The following is a 15,697-nucleotide window of genomic DNA, read 5'->3' as shown; positions in this document are numbered from 1 at the left end:
GGCCTTGCCCGAAAACGGACGTTCGAACTGAGGCTGCGGGCGTTGCGGCTATAATTCTTACGATCTATTTGGAGCAGCAGGGTTTCGGCATGATCTGCGACGCGTCTGGTCGGCATGCATGTTCGTCGCTATCAGTGATGAGACAAACTCACATGATTGAAGGTCCCCGTGCCAGCTCGAACCCGTTCGCAAAAAATAGGCGACAAAGGCCAGAATCAGGTTCGTGAACGGGTGGATGCGCATCCCCATTGGATGTGTAGGTTACAGGATCTCGACTACGGGGTCGACCTTGAAGCGGAATACGCGCCCGCCGAAGGCGACGGACAGCGCCCCGCTGGCAAGCTGTTAAAACTACAGGTCAAGGCGACCGAGACGGCCGACGTGCGCGGACAGGTGGTCCACGTCGTACTCGAACGATCATTCCTAAGTTACGCGCTGCAGTTCCGGTTGCCGGTGATCCTGGTGCATGTGGACGTAACGACGCGTTCTGCTTGGTGGCTTTGGCTCCAGGCCTGGGCGCTGGAACATGAAGAGCGCCTTGCGTCTTCGCCCGACAATGCAACTATCACCGTCCATATACCGCTTCATCAAACGCTCAAAACTGGCCTGGACTATGAACTTATCGATGTCGTCGCAGGCAAACACGCGTCGGCTGTGGTGCTCGCTCTAAGGGAGCTGGCTGACGTTGCCGCCAGTGACGGTCAGCAGATCAAGTTATTCAGGGGTGTGCTTGCACTGCTGGATGATATCGAAGCTCCCAATCGGCTCCGCACGGCAGAGAAGATCATAGAGCTTCTGGTCGGCCTGGGATCGAACCCTGGCTTGTGGCAAACGTCGCAGGTAATCCCGCAGATCGTTGCGACCGTCGAACGCCTTGGCGACATGTTTAGTCAGGAGCAGGTCCTACGCCTGGTCCTGCGATACGATTCCTACTCGCGGGCCGGCCTGGAAGGCTTAGCGACATTTTACGATCGCTGGCCCGAGAAAGCGAGAGCGATGGATTTGCCATCCGCTTTTCGGGATGCCGACGTAGAGGAAGTCGCGTGGTATTGCTCTGCGCGTGAACATTACGCCGACCTTAGTGGCTATCAGCTCGTCATGCGCTTTAGCGACGGCAAGTTACCACAAACCCGTTTCGGCAAACTCCAGCTACGAGACGATGATGACGTGTCATACCGGCTTCTCACAAAATATCCCACGCGAGGGAACTCGATTCTTCTCGACAATCTGATGTGGGCGGAAACCCGGGCGCCGGAAGCCTCTTCCTCGTAGTGTTCCGGCTATACGGTCGTGCCGGCCTATCATGATAGGCGTCACGTAGGCACTATGCGGGCCGCGCGGCCGAGGATGACCGCTTCGACGGGCGATGATCTATACGACCCCGACCATCATGGGGTGGATTCCTGCCCTCCCGCTTATAGGCGGCGGGACGGAGATAGCCGCCGTTCAGGTGGCGGCGTGCTGCGACGGCAACGCGCCCCCACTTCGGTCGTCTAGGTCCGCCGCGGTTGCCCCTGAAAGCCGACGTCCGTTCCAGTCATTGGTAACAATATGTGCCTGAAACCGTCTCGTGGGATTGCGTCTATTAAGTTCAAACGACGTTCGACATCGGAAACCATCGTAGGTTGGGTGCCGTCAAAGCCTTCCTACGTTGCGTCAGGGATCGTCACCCGCGGGGACTGAAACCGCCCAAGCAGGTTCCAGTCGAACGAAGTGAGATAGAGCCCGGCCAGTACCCCTGGGACGCATGTCAGACCTGGAGGAAACTTTCGGATTCTGATAATAATGTGCTGAGGGAGCTAAAATGGCTGGAGAAAAGGTGCGTATACGTACGCTCAACATTCGTTTACTGCGTGAAGGCCGAACTATAGGCGACGCATTCTCACCCACTTTTGCTCAAGGAAGCGACCGGGCGCTTGCGCAGCGACCTTGGAACGGCGTCGAAGGCGCATCACTTTTTATCGGCCAGATTTATTCCAACCCGCCATCTTGGGTAGAATTTCTCAGCCCGCAGAGTGCAGACCTGCCAGCAGACATTTTTGCAAGCGGCGCGGGAGCGGTGGTCTTCTTGCCAGTCGGAGATCGAACTGCCGCCATCTGCTTCGGGCATGTCCACATTGCCCTCAACGACGATGCATTTGAGCGCCAGTTCGGATTGAAGGTCACGCTCAATACCGTTCCCAGAGGTCAACTTCGCACGCTCGATCTTGCCACGCCTGACGCCGTGACATTTCAAAAACGCGTACAGGCAAGCCGTGATAGCGATCTGCAAGCCTTTGGCGTGGACATGTTGCGCGACTTAGCGCGGGTTGCAGGCGGGACGCCAACCGACTTGAAATTTGCTCGGTTCGTCGCGGGAAAAGATAGTCTGTCGATCACCTCCGAGGTCAAAGCAGACGGTCTCCGGCAAAAGTGTGCCGACATAATCAAAGCGTACAAGAAGATCGACTACCAGAAGGAATTCGCATGGGTCGACAACATGCAGATGGTTCATGAGAAGGACATTATCGCGCTGCTCGACGGGCAACTTGAAGAGGCGTTGGGAAAGCTGAGAGATGGGCAAGCCTCTCAACTCCACATGTCACCCCCGGAAGTCGTCAACTATACCGAAGGGAACGAGCTCCATTACAACGGATTTGGTTCACACGGCACCACGTTTCACAGCCTTTCAATTGACGACTATGTGGCGGAACTGAATCGCTGCGATTTTGACGATGACTTCTCCGAGGTGAAGGCCAATCATCGCATCAAGGCGAAGGGGGATGGCGAGGAAGAATTCAGTGAGAAATGGAGGGTCTACGATTGCTTCGTATTCGAGGCGTCGCTCGGCGCCGGGGACAAGGAAAAGCACTATGTGCTGTTCGCAGGCGATTGGTACGTCGTCGAGAAGCGCTTCAAGACGCTAGTTGAGGACTATTTCGACTCGCTGGAAAAAGTCGCGATCATTGGAGCGACGGAGTGCGCCAACGAGCGGGACCTGATCGCAGATATCGAGGCAAACCGCCCGGAATTGCTCAAGCTCGATCAACAAAAAATCAATCCCCAGGGAGTGCGATACGGCAATCTTGAGCCGTGCGACTTTCTCTCCAAGAATGGCGAATTCATTCACCTCAAGGACGGGGAATCCTCCGGTCCAATTAGTCATGTCTGGATGCAAGGGCTGGTCAGCGCCGAAGCCTTTGTGAGCGACGCGAAGTTTCGCAAGACGCTGCGATCAAAAGTGAAGAGTCTTGGCGACGGCTTTGAAGCGCAACTGCCGAAAAGTACGGAGCGCGTCGACCGAACCAAATTCAAGGTCGTCTACGGCGTAATGCGGAAGCCCTATGCGGATGGAACCGTTGGCCTTCCCTTTTTTAGCAAGGTTAGCCTGCAGGCTGCCGCGCAACGCATTGAACAGTTCGGGCTCGCGATTGCTATTGAGCTGATCGAAAAGCCTGCCGGCGAGGCCGCCGAGGGAGACGACTAGCCGGCTCCGACCGGCCGGCATCTCCGACACCCGGAGTGGTCTTTGCGAAGCGTATGGCTTCACCAATCCATGTTGGCGGCGTTGTCCATTTCTCCGGCCAAGTATCCTGCGAAGACAGTCATCTCCTCAATGGAGGCCATGGCCTTTGCGTAACTGCCATCTCTCGCCATCGTCATGATGAGCGGCAGTTCATAGTCCTGAACGTAAATCTTGGCGGGCGCGCGAGGCCCGTCCCATAGATGGGCAATGAACCGGTCAATCGTTACCAGCGAATTCTCGATTTCGAAGGAGCTGATTTGTCCGAATGCGAATCCACGGCCTCCAAGCCTATCGGGCAGTAGCACCGGCACCGGGCCTGCTGATGAGTGGAAATCGAAAGCCTCGCCTTGCTTGCCGAATGAGCCATGCGCTACGAAATTTCGCAGCTCTTTGCGAACGATCAGCAGATCGTCATAAAGTGCCTTTGAATGCGGATCGGCGAGATCAAAGACAAGTTTGAATTTGGTTGGCCAATCGGCTTCCGCAGACTGTGCCACCGCATCGGCTGTTATCAGCGTGCCGCGCAGGATGCCGACATGAATCAGCACATGCTCAGTCCAGCTAAAGAATGCTTCGATCGCTGATAGACCGAGCCAACGAGCCTCAGCTTTCAGGCGATACGCTGGATACGATATCGACTGCCAACTGCCACCGCTGCTGTTGATGCCCTCTGTCACCGAGCGCTCGTCCTTCTGCGCGATGGCTTGATCGGCCTTCGCGCGATAAGACGCTCGCAAAAATTCGAGCCGGTCGAATAGCGACGCACTCTTGTTGGTTACGTTGACGGCGGAGTCTTCGACGGCTTTGGCTGCTAGCCAATCAAAGAACGGCTTGGCCGCTTTGACCAACTTGTGGACGTGGGTGACGATCGTTCGAGCATCGCCCTCCTCCTTCTCAGGGTCGGCGGCAAAGACGCCAACGCCGAACTTGCGGTGCTCGATTAGGAATGCGCATCCATTAAAGTCGACTGGGATCGACCACGCGAGTTTTTCAAATCGGCCGAGATCGCGAAATCCAAGGAGTTCAACGAGCGCGAGGTAGACGAGATGTTGGGGTGGGAGCTTGCGGCCCGCGTTGGTCCGCTTCGCATTGAAAAGAAACTGCTGCTCGGCCTGAGTGGCATCGTCCACCGGCTTAACGGGGCCAATCGCCCGCCATGCTTTTTCTCGGACTTTCTCTAACTCGGGGGGCAGATCGTTGCGCATGGTGGAGCTATCTAAAACAGGTCTCGCACGCGAACGAACGGTCCGCCCGTTTCGGCCGCGCGGCGGACTTACGCGCGATCACATCTGTAAGTGAGAGTTTGCGCGAAAGCGTTTCATGGAGATCGAGGCCATCCATGCACACGATGGATGTCGGCGCCTTTCCAAACGCCGTCAGGCCGTCCGGGCTGAAACCTGTATTACTGATGAAAAGCCCGCGCGCCCACTTGGCATTGCGCGTGACCTTGCCCGAAAATGCATCCAGTTCGGTAACACCGGAATAGCCATTCTGCCACTTGGCTTCGAGGAGGTAGGTTTCGGCTTGGTGTTGAAAGCTTCCATCGATTTGCTCGCCGATCAGGCGAAACGATCCCCTCGGCGCAAGCTGATAGGCCTCGAACAGGTCTTTCAGGAATTTCTCGTACGCGAAGCCGCGTGGTTGGGGAGCAAGTTTGCTGATTTCGATCAGTTGCGCTGACAGCGCGGTGAGCTGAGCATCATCCGGTCCACTGGACGCCGGCTTGACGGGCGGCGGATCGCGACGCGGGAGCATGCCGAGAAACGATTCGTCGGTCAGCTCTGGAATGCGGAAAGAAACGCCAAGCAACAGAGCATTCAGCTGCTCGATCTCTTCTCGGGTCAAAGGCTCGTTGCGGCCGCGACGCCATGTCATGGACTGACGCACGATGGCACTGATGAGCGGGCAAAAGCGATTCCGCCGATGCTCGAGAGTGGCGGAGAGAAGCTGCACCGGTGAGGGCAGCTTGCTGCCAGTCTGCCAGTAATCGCCAACACCGGCTTCTTGCGCCGCGAGTGGGAAGGCGGTGCGCCCGTTTCCGCTGCCTGGCAGGAAGTTGTAGAGCAGATCGGCGATTTCGGTAGCTGCGGTCGCCTCTTTCATTGTCAACGGCATCGTTGTGTCCCAAAATCTCGGTTCTTTGCAACTTGTGTAGTCGGCGCTGACACGAGTAGAATCTAGTATATCATGGAAACCAAGACACCCCCGTCCACGGAAGCGGCGAGCACCGATGAGCTGGTGAAGCCCGATATGGGAGCGGTGCTGTCGCGCACCCACCTAGCGACCAATCTGCGCGATTTTTTGCTGCCGACTTTTGAAGCCGTCTCAAATGCGATGCACGGAATTGAAGCCAAATTCGGTGCTGAGGCCGGTTCGCGTGGCGACATTCAGCTTCACTTCAGCAAGCCGAATGATCCAGCGCAGCTTCGCATTTCGGTGACAGACAACGGTGTAGGGTTGACGGACGAGAACTACCGGTCGTTCAAGACACCGTTCTCCGGCTATAAGCTCAAAGAGCATGGTCGCGGCTTTGGCCGGTTCATCGCCTTCAAGGTTTTTGCACGCTCCGTCTACTGGAGCCGCTACGAGTTTTTCAAGAATCCATACGCGCGTTCATTTCGCTTCGACGTGAACCAGAGCCGTGAGTTCTCTCTGCTGAACGAGGAGCCGCCGTTCACTCATACAGGCGTGCGTGTTGAGTACGATCAACCGTTGTCGCCTTGGCACGACCTCGTCAGAGAACTGAACTCCGACGATGTGGCCGATGCGATTGCCAGCCACTTCCTCCCGTATTTTCTCTATCGATGGCTGCCCGACATTACGATCCAGTTCGATGGAAAGGAGCCACAAAACATCAAAACCCTGTTTGGGGCTTTGTTCGTCCAGTCCGATTTTGGTGACATCCAGTGCGAAATCGACGGTCAGACCGAGACGCTCCACTACGCGACAACGAAGATACCAAAGACCAAATCGTTCAAGAACCACTGCATGCTTTTCTCTGCGGCGGATCGCATCGTCGGCTCTGCGCGCGACCTGACAAATAAGCTCGGGCAACCGCATTTCACTGACGAAGCCGACAAACGGTACATCGTACTAGCGGTTGTGCGAAGCCAGGCCTTTGAATCCAGGCTCAATGACGCGCGGACCGGGCTGAACCTCTCGGCAAAAACCGTCGAGAATATCGTTTCGGAGATTAGCAATGTAATTCAGAAGACCGAGACGGTTCAGATCGAAAAGATCAAAACGGATCAGTCTGTCAATTTGACCGAAGCCTTGCGCGAGAATCCGATTCTGCGCATTGGCTTGAAGGGTCGCTCCGTGTCGGACTATGTCGCTGCCAAGCCCAATAATTGGTCGGCAGAGGAGTTCGTCTCGGACCTAGCGATCGAGCGTTTTCGTGCCACGACCGACCTCACCCGTGCCATTGCGGACGCCGCGAGCAATCCCGACGACTACGACAAAAAGATCGAAGATCTGGTCACTAAGCTAGACGCCAACAAGAAGGAGGCTCTGGCGGAATACGTGCTGCACCGCAAGAGCGTAATTGAGCTCGTGGAGGCTGCACGTAAGTTCGGAGATGACGGCAAGAGATCGCCCGAAGATGTAATCCACGAGCTCATTTTTCGCCGCTTCACGGACAACGTGGCACTCGACTATTTCGAACACAATCTCTGGCTCATCGATGACGCCCTTGCATTTCTTCCCTACGTTTCGAGCGATCGAACGATGCATGGAGGCGGAAGGAAAAAGGGCGACAAAGTCGCAGACCTCGCCTTTTTCGATGACAGCATGGTGCTCGCTGACAACGATGGAACCACCCTCACGATTGTGGAATTCAAGAAGCCGAGCCGCAATGACTATCAGTTCGGCAATCCGAAGGCTGACCCAGTTCTCCAGGTTATCGACACGCTTGAGCAAGCGATCACCAAAGGCGGGATAACGAAGACGGACGGCTCGCATTTCTCCTTCTCGGGCGTCATCCGTCGCTTCGCCTTTATCGTGGCTGATATCACGCCCAGCATGGTGAAAGTTCTCACCACGCACGACTTCAAGTCACACCAGAATCCGAAGGTCTTTTATAAGTATCACGACAACGGAAAGATCTTCATTCAGGCTTTTGGCTACGACACGCTGATTGAGAATGCCAAGAAGCGAAACCAGGCGTTCTTCTCAGTTTTGCTGGGCGAGTGATTTCGCGCTGGCTAATTTGCGAAAACGGCGGACTCTCGTCGCTTGCGGCCGGGCGTCGACGGCAGCTTTCCTGTCAATGCGTGCCGGAACCGGACAGTCGGGTGACGGCCCCGTTGCCGCCATTCAAAATTTTCAACTGACTGACCGACGGTGGCGCGACCCCGCCGCGCGAAGGCGAATGTTTCCCCGTTCCTCCAACCGCGTCACATCGGGCTGGACTTCGTCGCCGCGGCAAGCATTGCTGTTACGAACCCCGACGACGCAGCTATGCGGTCGACCCGGCGCGCAGCCCGCCTGATAGCGGGCTTCCGTCAGTGCTGACGCCGGAATGATCCGGCCCTGACTGACGGAGAGCAAAATGAAAATCGTCGATCTGAAAAACACTGCCGCAATACCCCCAATGACCGGCGGGGTCATTGCAAACGGCGCAGAAGCGGCGCCGGTCCCTGCCGCTGAACTGCCTGGTGGCGGCATAGTTGCGGGGCCGGATCGGAAGAAGCCTGCTTCCGCCCAGAAGCCGATTGCAGCCACGCCCACCATTGGCGAAGAAGCGACCGAGCATCGGACCGATGGCAAGGTGGACGCATCGGCTGCCGCGGCCAAGCCAGTCTCTGGCGCCTCCAAGACCGAGATTGTTCTGAAGAAGTTGCGGAGCGCCAAGGGTGCTACGGTCACGGCGCTCATGGAAGCGACCGGCTGGCAGGCCCATTCGGTGCGTGGATTCCTGTCCGGGACCGTGAGGAAAAAACTCGGTCTCGGTCTGGCGAGCGAGGTCGGCAAGGATGGGGCACGCCGATACCGGATCGAGATGCCGGCCAAGGCGCAATAACGACAATGGCCGCACACGATGGTCTGGAGAGGGAGATCGCCGCAATTGGCGATCTCCCGAGAGTGGAACTCGCAGGTGAATGGCAGCGGATCTACAGCTACCCGCCGCCCAAGGGCCTCCACAGAGAGTTGTTGGTGCGGGCCGTGTCCTGGCATTTGCAAGCCAAGCGGCTCGGTGGCTTCTCGGTGGGAACACGACAGAAGTTAAGGTCGCTGATTGACGACGCCGATCGCAAGGCCACGTTGAAGCAGGCAAGGCTAGATGTGAGGGGGCGGACGGGGCAAGTGGGTGATGCTCCTATTGCCGTTGATGCATCGGCGTCCGCTCCTGCTAAAACTGACGCCTCAAAGGCGAGAATTGCCGGTGCCGGAAAACCTCGTCGCCGCCTCTCGCAAGGTGCTCGGCTGATCCGCGACTGGAATGGCCGTGCCCATGTTGTCGATGTGATCGATCCCGGGTTTGTCTATGACGGCAAGCTCTACTCGTCGTTGACCGCGATCGCCTTTGCCATCACCGGCACACGCTGGTCCGGTCCGAGGTTCTTCGGATTATGAGTGCGGTGGCAAAACTGCGCTGTGCGGTCTACACCCGCAAATCTACCGATGAGGGCCTTGATCAGGAGTTCAACTCGCTCGACGCACAGCGAGAAGCCTGTGTCGCCTTCATCGCCTCGCAGGTCGGACTCGGCTGGAAGCTGGTGCCCGATCGCTATGATGATGGCGGCATCTCGGGCGGAACGATGGAGCGTCCGGCACTGCAGCGGCTGCTGCAGGATATCCGTGATCGCAAGGTCGATGTGGTGGTGGTCTACAAGATCGACCGGCTAACCCGATCGTTGATGGACTTTTCCAAGATCGTCGAGATATTCGATGCCAGCAACGCCTCCTTCGTGTCGGTCACCCAGCAGTTCAACACGACGACCTCGATGGGCAGGCTGACGCTCAACGTGCTTTTGTCCTTCGCCCAGTTCGAGCGGGAGGTTACGGCTGAACGCATCCGCGACAAGATCGCTGCCTCACGCAGGAAGGGAATGTGGATGGGAGGCCGTGTTCCCTTCGGCTACCGGATCGAAGGCAAGAAGCTGCTGATCAACGATCAAGAAGCTGGCACGGTCAGGATGATCTTCAACCGATATCTCGAACTCAAATCGGTGCCGGCCTTAGTGAGGGAACTGAATCGAGGCGAGGGACCGATTGCGAAAGATGCAGCCGTCCCACAAAATGACTCAAGCGCCACTGCGAGGTCTGCCGGGCACTACCGCTACGGGCAGCTTTATCACGTGCTTTCCAATCCGGTTTACATCGGCAAGGCCCGGCACAAGGGTCAAGTTCACGATGGCGAACATGCAGCCCTCATTGATGTCGCAGCATTCGATGCGACGCAGCGCCTGCTTAGATCGCTAGCACCAGACCGGCGCTCTCAATCATCGACGCCGGATATTCATCTGCTGACCGGCATTCTGTTCGACGAAACGGGTGATCGGCTGACGCCGACCTCGACTGCCAATCATGGCAAGCGCTATCGCTATTACGTTTCCAACCGACTGGTGAAGACGAAGCAACGTGATCCCAGCGGATGGCGGTTCCCAGCGGCAGAAATCGAAGCGGCAGTTATCCAGCATTACCGGTCGCTGATCAGCGATCATCCGCGCATTGCAGAATGGGCAACCTCCCATCGACGCTCGGAGAGGGCACAGGAAGCCGTCGAAGCGGCGGCAGAACTTCTGCGCAAGCGATTCGGCGATGGCGACCATCACGCCAATGATCGCGGCGATCTGCTCCGCCAGGCTTTCCCAAAGATCAGGCTGACCTCAGACGCCATCCACTTCGAGACCGACGCTGCGGCGATCATCGACACGCTGCTGCCCGCCTGCAGCACAACCGACACTCCGACCGGTGGAGCACCCGGATCGATATCCGAGAGCATCCCGATTACCGTTCGGCGCCGCGGCAATGAGGCACGCATCGTGCTGCCGGGCTCCACGAGCCGCGAGCCCGACCAAAACCTGATCGATCTGATCGTCACCGCGAATCGCTTGTTTGCCAAACTCACCGATGGATCGAATCAAGGCATCGGCGATCTCGCCCGATCAGCAGGGCTGGACCGATCGGACGTCGGCAGGCTGTTGCCCCTTGCCTTCTTGGCTCCGTCGATCGTCGACGACATCTTCGCCGGCCGTCAGCCAGTGCCTCTCACGGCGCGGCTACTTGCGCGCACTGAGGAATTTCCCAACGGCTGGCAAGACCAGCGGCAGCGGCTCGGCTTCTGAGCCTCGGCGCCGTCGACTTCTGCATCGTCCAGGATGCAAGGACCATCATTCCTGCAAACTTGTGGACGTGGACCTGCCCCGAAAGAGACAGCGGCGCCAAACGCCTCCAAATCAGGCCATTTATTGCGTCTCTGTCGACAAAGTGCTGCGCGAGAGACTTCTAAGCCACTGTAATCGCTTGGCTATTCCGAGGTAGAAGAGAATGCGGAGCAATGGGAAGACTGAGTGGTGCCGCTTGCGTGACTCGAACCCGCGACCCCATTCGTCGCTAACGCCTGCTCATGTTCCCTCTCGTGACATAATCGGCGAAGTGCCACGAGTTGCAAGATTAAGCCAAAACACTGGTCGGCTTTGCGGGTACCATGCCTCAAGAACGAGAGTTCTTCGCCGGTAACTTCAACCCCACATACTCAACGCGATCGATCTCCTGCTTCAATCTCTCAAGCGAAACGCCACGATCGAGGATGCCATCGCTCCGCCGAACGCGACCGTAGCTACGCCCGACCCCGCCGCCGCTATGGCCGGTGAACGCATGATGGATTTCTTCGCTGATCCCTGCCTCGCGGCAGGCCCGCTTAAACGTGTGGCGGAACGAGTGAAATGTCTTCGACCGATTATCGACCACGTAGGTTGACAGGTAGCGGCCAAACCACTTTGTCCAAGCCTTGGCTTTGGGACCGACCGGCGGTTCGAATCCGGGCCACAAAGGCATGCCTGGAGCAATGGCTTCGGCGCGGCCCGTCACATAATCGAGGAAGCCAGCGCGCTGGATCGCCGCGTGAATCGGTACCGAGCGAGCCGACGACAGGTTCTTTAGATTTTGATCGGCGCCCTCGTCATTGAAATCAATGAACCACAGTCCGTTAGTCGATCGGATGTCGCCGACTTTGAGCTGCAATAGCTCAGTTCTGCGCGCGCCGGTGAAGATTGCCAAGAACGGAAGCCAAAACGCTGCTTCACCCTGTCCCGCCTTTGGGCGAGACCCCATCTTGTAGACCGGTGAGGCGAAGAGGGCGTTGAGCTCGTCGACCGAAAACGGCTCATAGGTGTCGCGTTCCATGTTCGAGATGTCGAAGCCGACACGAAATGGGTTCGACCACTGGCCAAGATGCTCGAAGTACCCGTCCTTTTCGGCCTTGGCGAGAATGCCGGAGACCAGGTTGAGGTATTTGTTGACGGTTTGTGCGTTGCGCGGCTCGTATCCCTTCAGGTCTTGCTTCAGCAATTCGGGCAATCGCATTCTTGCTAGCCGGTGAGGGATACGCTTTGGCACCCTTGCAATCGCATCCCGATACGCACGCGCATGCGCCTTAGTGATTGAGCCCAATTCGAGGTCGCCATGCAGCTCGACAAATCGCTGGACGGCGCGCGTCGCTTCGGCGGCCGAGTTTTCTCTTGGACGTTTCGCTGCCCTGCCGCCGCCTTCCGCCCAGCGTCGCGCTGCCACAGTCAACGTATCTCCAGCACCTGGCTTCGCACGCGGAGGGGTATTGATGATCTCTCCGTCCAATCGTGCCTTGATCGCATTCACCGCTTGCCGCTGAGCGCGAATGAAGCCCAGTTCGAGTTTTCTCCAAGCTGGGTCATTGGGATGGGGTACGATGCCGCGGGCAGATACGGCTGCATTGATCGCGAGGTTCAGCGCTTCGCCCCCACGCATGGTGGCTGCCTCATCGCGGGTGACATCATCGAGATAGGTGATCACTCGACGATAAATCGCCATGTCATCCGTGGTCATCCCCATTCCGTCGTGCTGGTCGTCCCGTTCGGAAAACAGATCGAGGCCAGCACCCAATGCCCGCGTATGTTCGTCCGCCGCCAAGATTTGTCGTTGGCGCTCCGCGACCAGTTCATCGATCAACTGGTTCGTCAGTCCAGATGGCGGACCATCCGTCATCGCCTTTCGCGCAAGGTCCACCATGCGATGGGCCTGTTCGATCAATGGCAACGCCGCTCTCTCCGCCGCACGCCGATCATTTGTGGAAAGCGACTTGATAAGCTCAGTTTTGAACCGGCCAGTTTTCGCGTTGACAATCCACGCGGCTGCATCTGGCCACGGATTTGGATAGGGGCGGCCGGCAATGTCGTCAGGGAGGGGAAATCGAAACTCCAGCCGGTTCGCTCGGCGTTGAACGTATTTCATCAGGCCCATCTAGCCTCTCCGTAGCACGCGAGTGTAGCATGCAATCAGACGTAAGCTAATGGAAATTCAACAGCTTTTGTGATTTCAAGCAGTTGCCTGAAGAGTGGCGCACCCGACAGGATTCGAACCTGTGACCTCTGCCTTCGGAGGGCAGCGCTCTATCCAGCTGAGCTACGGGTGCAAGCCGACAAGGCTTCCGGCCGGACCCGAAAGTGCAGGACTCGGCCACCGCTTCTTATCTGAAGCCGTGAGCGGCTTCAACGACCATATTGCAGGCTTGGTGGCCAAGTTGACGGCGCGCGCCTCGTCAATCCAGGTCGTTGGAGCAATCGTCCGTGCCCGCACGACAGCTCCGTGCGCTGACCCGAACGAGACGGTCGGCTCAATCCCCGTAGGGTACCCAGACGTTCTTGACCTCGACGGCTCGGCTCAGGAAGGTGTCGCCGGCGGCAAGCTCCGACGACCAGTCGAGCGCCTTGCCGCCGCTCGTCCATACGCGCTTCAGGTTGCCGATCGATTCGGCCTCGGCCTTGCGGCAGGCGTCGGCGTCGGCGACGACCCACAGCCCGTCGATGTCGTCGTGTTTGGCCAGCACGCCGGCAAGCTCGGCGCTGCGCCCGGTGACAATGTTGATAGCGCCACCCGGCAGGTCGGAATATTCGATCACCTGGTAGAGGTCGGTGGCGATCAGCGGATGTTTTTGGCTGGGCACCGCGATGACCGCATTGCCCATCGCCAGCGCCGGCGCCACCAGCGAGATGAAGCCAAGCAGCGGCTGCTCGTCCTGTGCGACGATGCCGATGACGCCGACCGGTTCGTTGAGCGCCAGCGTCACGGCGCGCGCAGGCGGCTGGTGCACGCGGCCCTCGAACTTGTCGGCCATGCCGGCATAGAAGAAGAGGCGCTCGACCGATTGTTCGACTTCATCGCGCGCCGCCTTGGGAGAGGCGCCGGTGAGGGCGGACAGCCGAGCGGAAAATTCTTCGGCTCGCGCCGAAAGATTTTCAGCAAGATAATAAAGCACCTGGCTGCGGTTGAAGCCGGTGGCGTCCGCCCATGCCTTGGCGCCGCGCGCTGCCGACACCGCGTCGCGGATGTCTTTTCGGTTGCCGAGCCCGACCTCGCCCAAAACCTTGCCCTTGCGGTCGAGGACCGCGATCGAATAGTTGCCGTCCGGCCGCACCTGCTTGCCGCCGATGAAGAGTTTTGCGGTGCGGTCGATGCCGGGCGCGGCCTCCGCGCCCTCCGGCGAGGGCGCGATGCCGGCGTCCGGCTTGATCGCCGCGCCATAGGGAAGCGGCGCGACCAGATATTCGAACATGCCCTCGCGCCCGCCCTCGCGGCCGAAACCGCTCTCGCGATAGCCGCCGAAGCCGCAGGCGGCGTCGAACATGTTGGTGCCGTTGACCCAGACGACGCCGGCTTTCAGCTGTGGCGCGACATGCATGGCGACGTTCAAATTCTCGCTCCACACCGAGGCGGCGAGCCCGTAGCGGGTGTTGTTGGCGAGTTCGACCGCCTCCTCGTTGGTGCGAAAAGTCATTGTCGCCAGCACTGGGCCGAACACTTCCTCCTGCGCCAGGATGTTGGCGGGGGCGACTCGCGTCGCCAGCGTCGGCAGATGATACCAGCCGGTCTCCGGCAGCGGGCAGTCGGGCTGCCAGCATTCCGCGCCTTGCGCGGCGCCTGCCTCGATCAGCCCGCGCACGCGCTCCAACTGCACCCTGTCGACCAGCGGGCCGATGTCGGTGTTCTTGTCGAGCGGGCTGCCGACGACCAGCTTGGCCATGCGCGCCTTGATTTTTGCGATCAGCGCCTCGGCCACGCCTTCCTGCACCAAGAGCCGCGAGCCGGCGCAGCAGACCTGGCCCTGGTTGAACCAGATGCCGTCGACCAGCCCCTCGACCGCGCTGTCGAGATCGGCGTCCTCGAAGACGATGAAGGCCGACTTGCCGCCGAGCTCCAGCGACAGTTTTTTCCCCGACCCGGCGGTCGCTTTGCGGATGATCTTTCCAACTTCCGACGAGCCGGTAAAGGCGATCTTCTGGATACCGGGATGGTTGACGATGGCCGCACCCGCTTCCGGGCCGCCCTGCACGATGTTGACGACGCCCTTGGGCACGCCGACGCTGTCGCAGATCTGCGCAAAGAGGATGGCCGTCAGCGGCGTGAATTCGGCCGGTTTCAGCACGACCGTGCAGCCGGCGGCCAGCGCCGGCGCGATCTTCCAGGCCAGCATCAGCAGCGGAAAATTCCACGGGATCACTTGGCCGACGACCCCCGCAGGCTTGTGATCCGGAAATTCCTTGTCGAGCGCCTGCGCCCAGCCGGCGTGATGGATGAAGTGGCGGATGGCCAGCGGCACGTCGATGTCGCGGCTCTCGCGGATCGGCTTGCCGTTGTCGATCGATTCCAGCACGGCGAACAGGCGCTGGTGGCGCTGCATGGCGCGGCCGATGGCATAAAGCACTTTGGCTCGGCTGTAGCCGGATTGCGCGCTCCATTTCGGCAGTGCCTTCACCGCGGCGGCGACCGCCGCGTCGACATCCGCCTCGCCGGCGTCCGACACGTTCGCCAGTAGCTTGGTCGACGACGGCTCGCTGACGTCAAAGGTCTTGCCCGAGGCCGCCGGCTTCCATTCGCCACCGATGTATAGTGCCTTGGAGAAATCGCGAGCCGCGAGCCAGGCATCCGCCTCGTTGCGCGCCTCCGGCGCCGGGCCGTAGTTCATGGCGTTGAATTTCTCGAGGATGTTCATGG

At 58.9% G+C, this 15,697-nt stretch carries 10 protein-coding genes and 1 tRNA gene; 6 read left to right on the top strand and 5 right to left on the bottom strand.

What is annotated here, in order from left to right; translation table 11 throughout:
• Window positions 1–168 precede the first annotated feature (168 nt).
• Window positions 169–1,272, top strand: coding sequence for a DUF4365 domain-containing protein (locus ACH196_RS11770; protein ID WP_396647080.1), 1,104 nt, complete (start codon window positions 169–171; stop codon window positions 1,270–1,272).
• A 532-nt stretch (window positions 1,273–1,804) separates the two neighbouring features.
• Window positions 1,805–3,466, top strand: a complete 1,662-nt coding sequence (locus tag ACH196_RS11765) for a DUF6119 family protein (RefSeq protein WP_396647079.1) — start codon at window positions 1,805–1,807, stop codon at window positions 3,464–3,466.
• 59 nt (window positions 3,467–3,525) lie between these two features.
• Here ACH196_RS11765 and ACH196_RS11760 read toward each other — a convergent pair whose 3' ends face one another.
• Both ACH196_RS11760 and ACH196_RS11755 read right to left on the bottom strand, forming a co-directional pair.
• Window positions 3,526–4,710, bottom strand: coding sequence for a hypothetical protein (locus ACH196_RS11760; RefSeq protein WP_396647078.1), 1,185 nt, complete (start codon window positions 4,708–4,710; stop codon window positions 3,526–3,528).
• Window positions 4,711–4,717: 7 nt separating this feature from the next.
• Window positions 4,718–5,608, bottom strand: a complete 891-nt coding sequence (locus ACH196_RS11755) for a restriction endonuclease (protein ID WP_396647077.1) — start codon at window positions 5,606–5,608, stop codon at window positions 4,718–4,720.
• An 84-nt stretch (window positions 5,609–5,692) separates the two neighbouring features.
• On the opposite strand from ACH196_RS11755, the gene ACH196_RS11750 reads away from it, so the two are divergent.
• The 4 genes from ACH196_RS11750 to ACH196_RS11735 all read left to right on the top strand — a co-directional run bounded on the left by ACH196_RS11750 (window position 5,693) and on the right by ACH196_RS11735 (window position 10,794).
• On the top strand, window positions 5,693–7,696 hold the full coding sequence (locus ACH196_RS11750) for an ATP-binding protein (protein WP_396647076.1): 2,004 nt from the start codon (window positions 5,693–5,695) through the stop codon (window positions 7,694–7,696).
• 358 nt (window positions 7,697–8,054) lie between these two features.
• The gene (locus tag ACH196_RS11745) at window positions 8,055–8,525 is read left to right on the top strand and encodes a DUF3489 domain-containing protein (RefSeq protein WP_396647075.1); all 471 of its coding nucleotides are present in this window, start codon (window positions 8,055–8,057) and stop codon (window positions 8,523–8,525) included.
• Window positions 8,526–8,530: 5 nt separating this feature from the next.
• Entirely contained in the window at window positions 8,531–9,079 is a 549-nt protein-coding gene (locus tag ACH196_RS11740; RefSeq protein ID WP_396647074.1) for a DUF2924 domain-containing protein, read from the top strand.
• Entirely contained in the window at window positions 9,076–10,794 is a 1,719-nt protein-coding gene (locus tag ACH196_RS11735) for a recombinase family protein (RefSeq protein ID WP_396647073.1), read from the top strand. Before ACH196_RS11740 ends, ACH196_RS11735 begins: the two co-directional genes overlap by 4 nt.
• Before the next feature lie 367 nt (window positions 10,795–11,161).
• Here ACH196_RS11735 and ACH196_RS11730 read toward each other — a convergent pair whose 3' ends face one another.
• From ACH196_RS11730 to ACH196_RS11720, 3 genes are all read right to left on the bottom strand, one after another.
• A complete protein-coding gene (locus ACH196_RS11730; RefSeq protein WP_396647072.1) occupies window positions 11,162–12,946 on the bottom strand; it encodes a site-specific integrase in 1,785 nt (594 codons plus the stop codon).
• A gap of 95 nt (window positions 12,947–13,041) precedes the next feature.
• Window positions 13,042–13,118, bottom strand: a tRNA-Arg gene (locus tag ACH196_RS11725).
• 201 nt (window positions 13,119–13,319) lie between these two features.
• Window positions 13,320–15,695 (bottom strand): aldehyde dehydrogenase family protein, encoded by a 2,376-nt coding sequence (locus tag ACH196_RS11720; protein WP_396647071.1) that lies wholly within the window; start codon window positions 15,693–15,695, stop codon window positions 13,320–13,322.
• Window positions 15,696–15,697 lie beyond the last annotated feature (2 nt).

Source organism: Mesorhizobium sp. IMUNJ 23232, assembly GCF_044326205.1.
In the GTDB taxonomy this organism is placed as follows: Bacteria; Pseudomonadota; Alphaproteobacteria; order Rhizobiales; family Rhizobiaceae; genus Kumtagia.
This window is presented reverse-complemented; position numbering and strand designations above follow the sequence as displayed.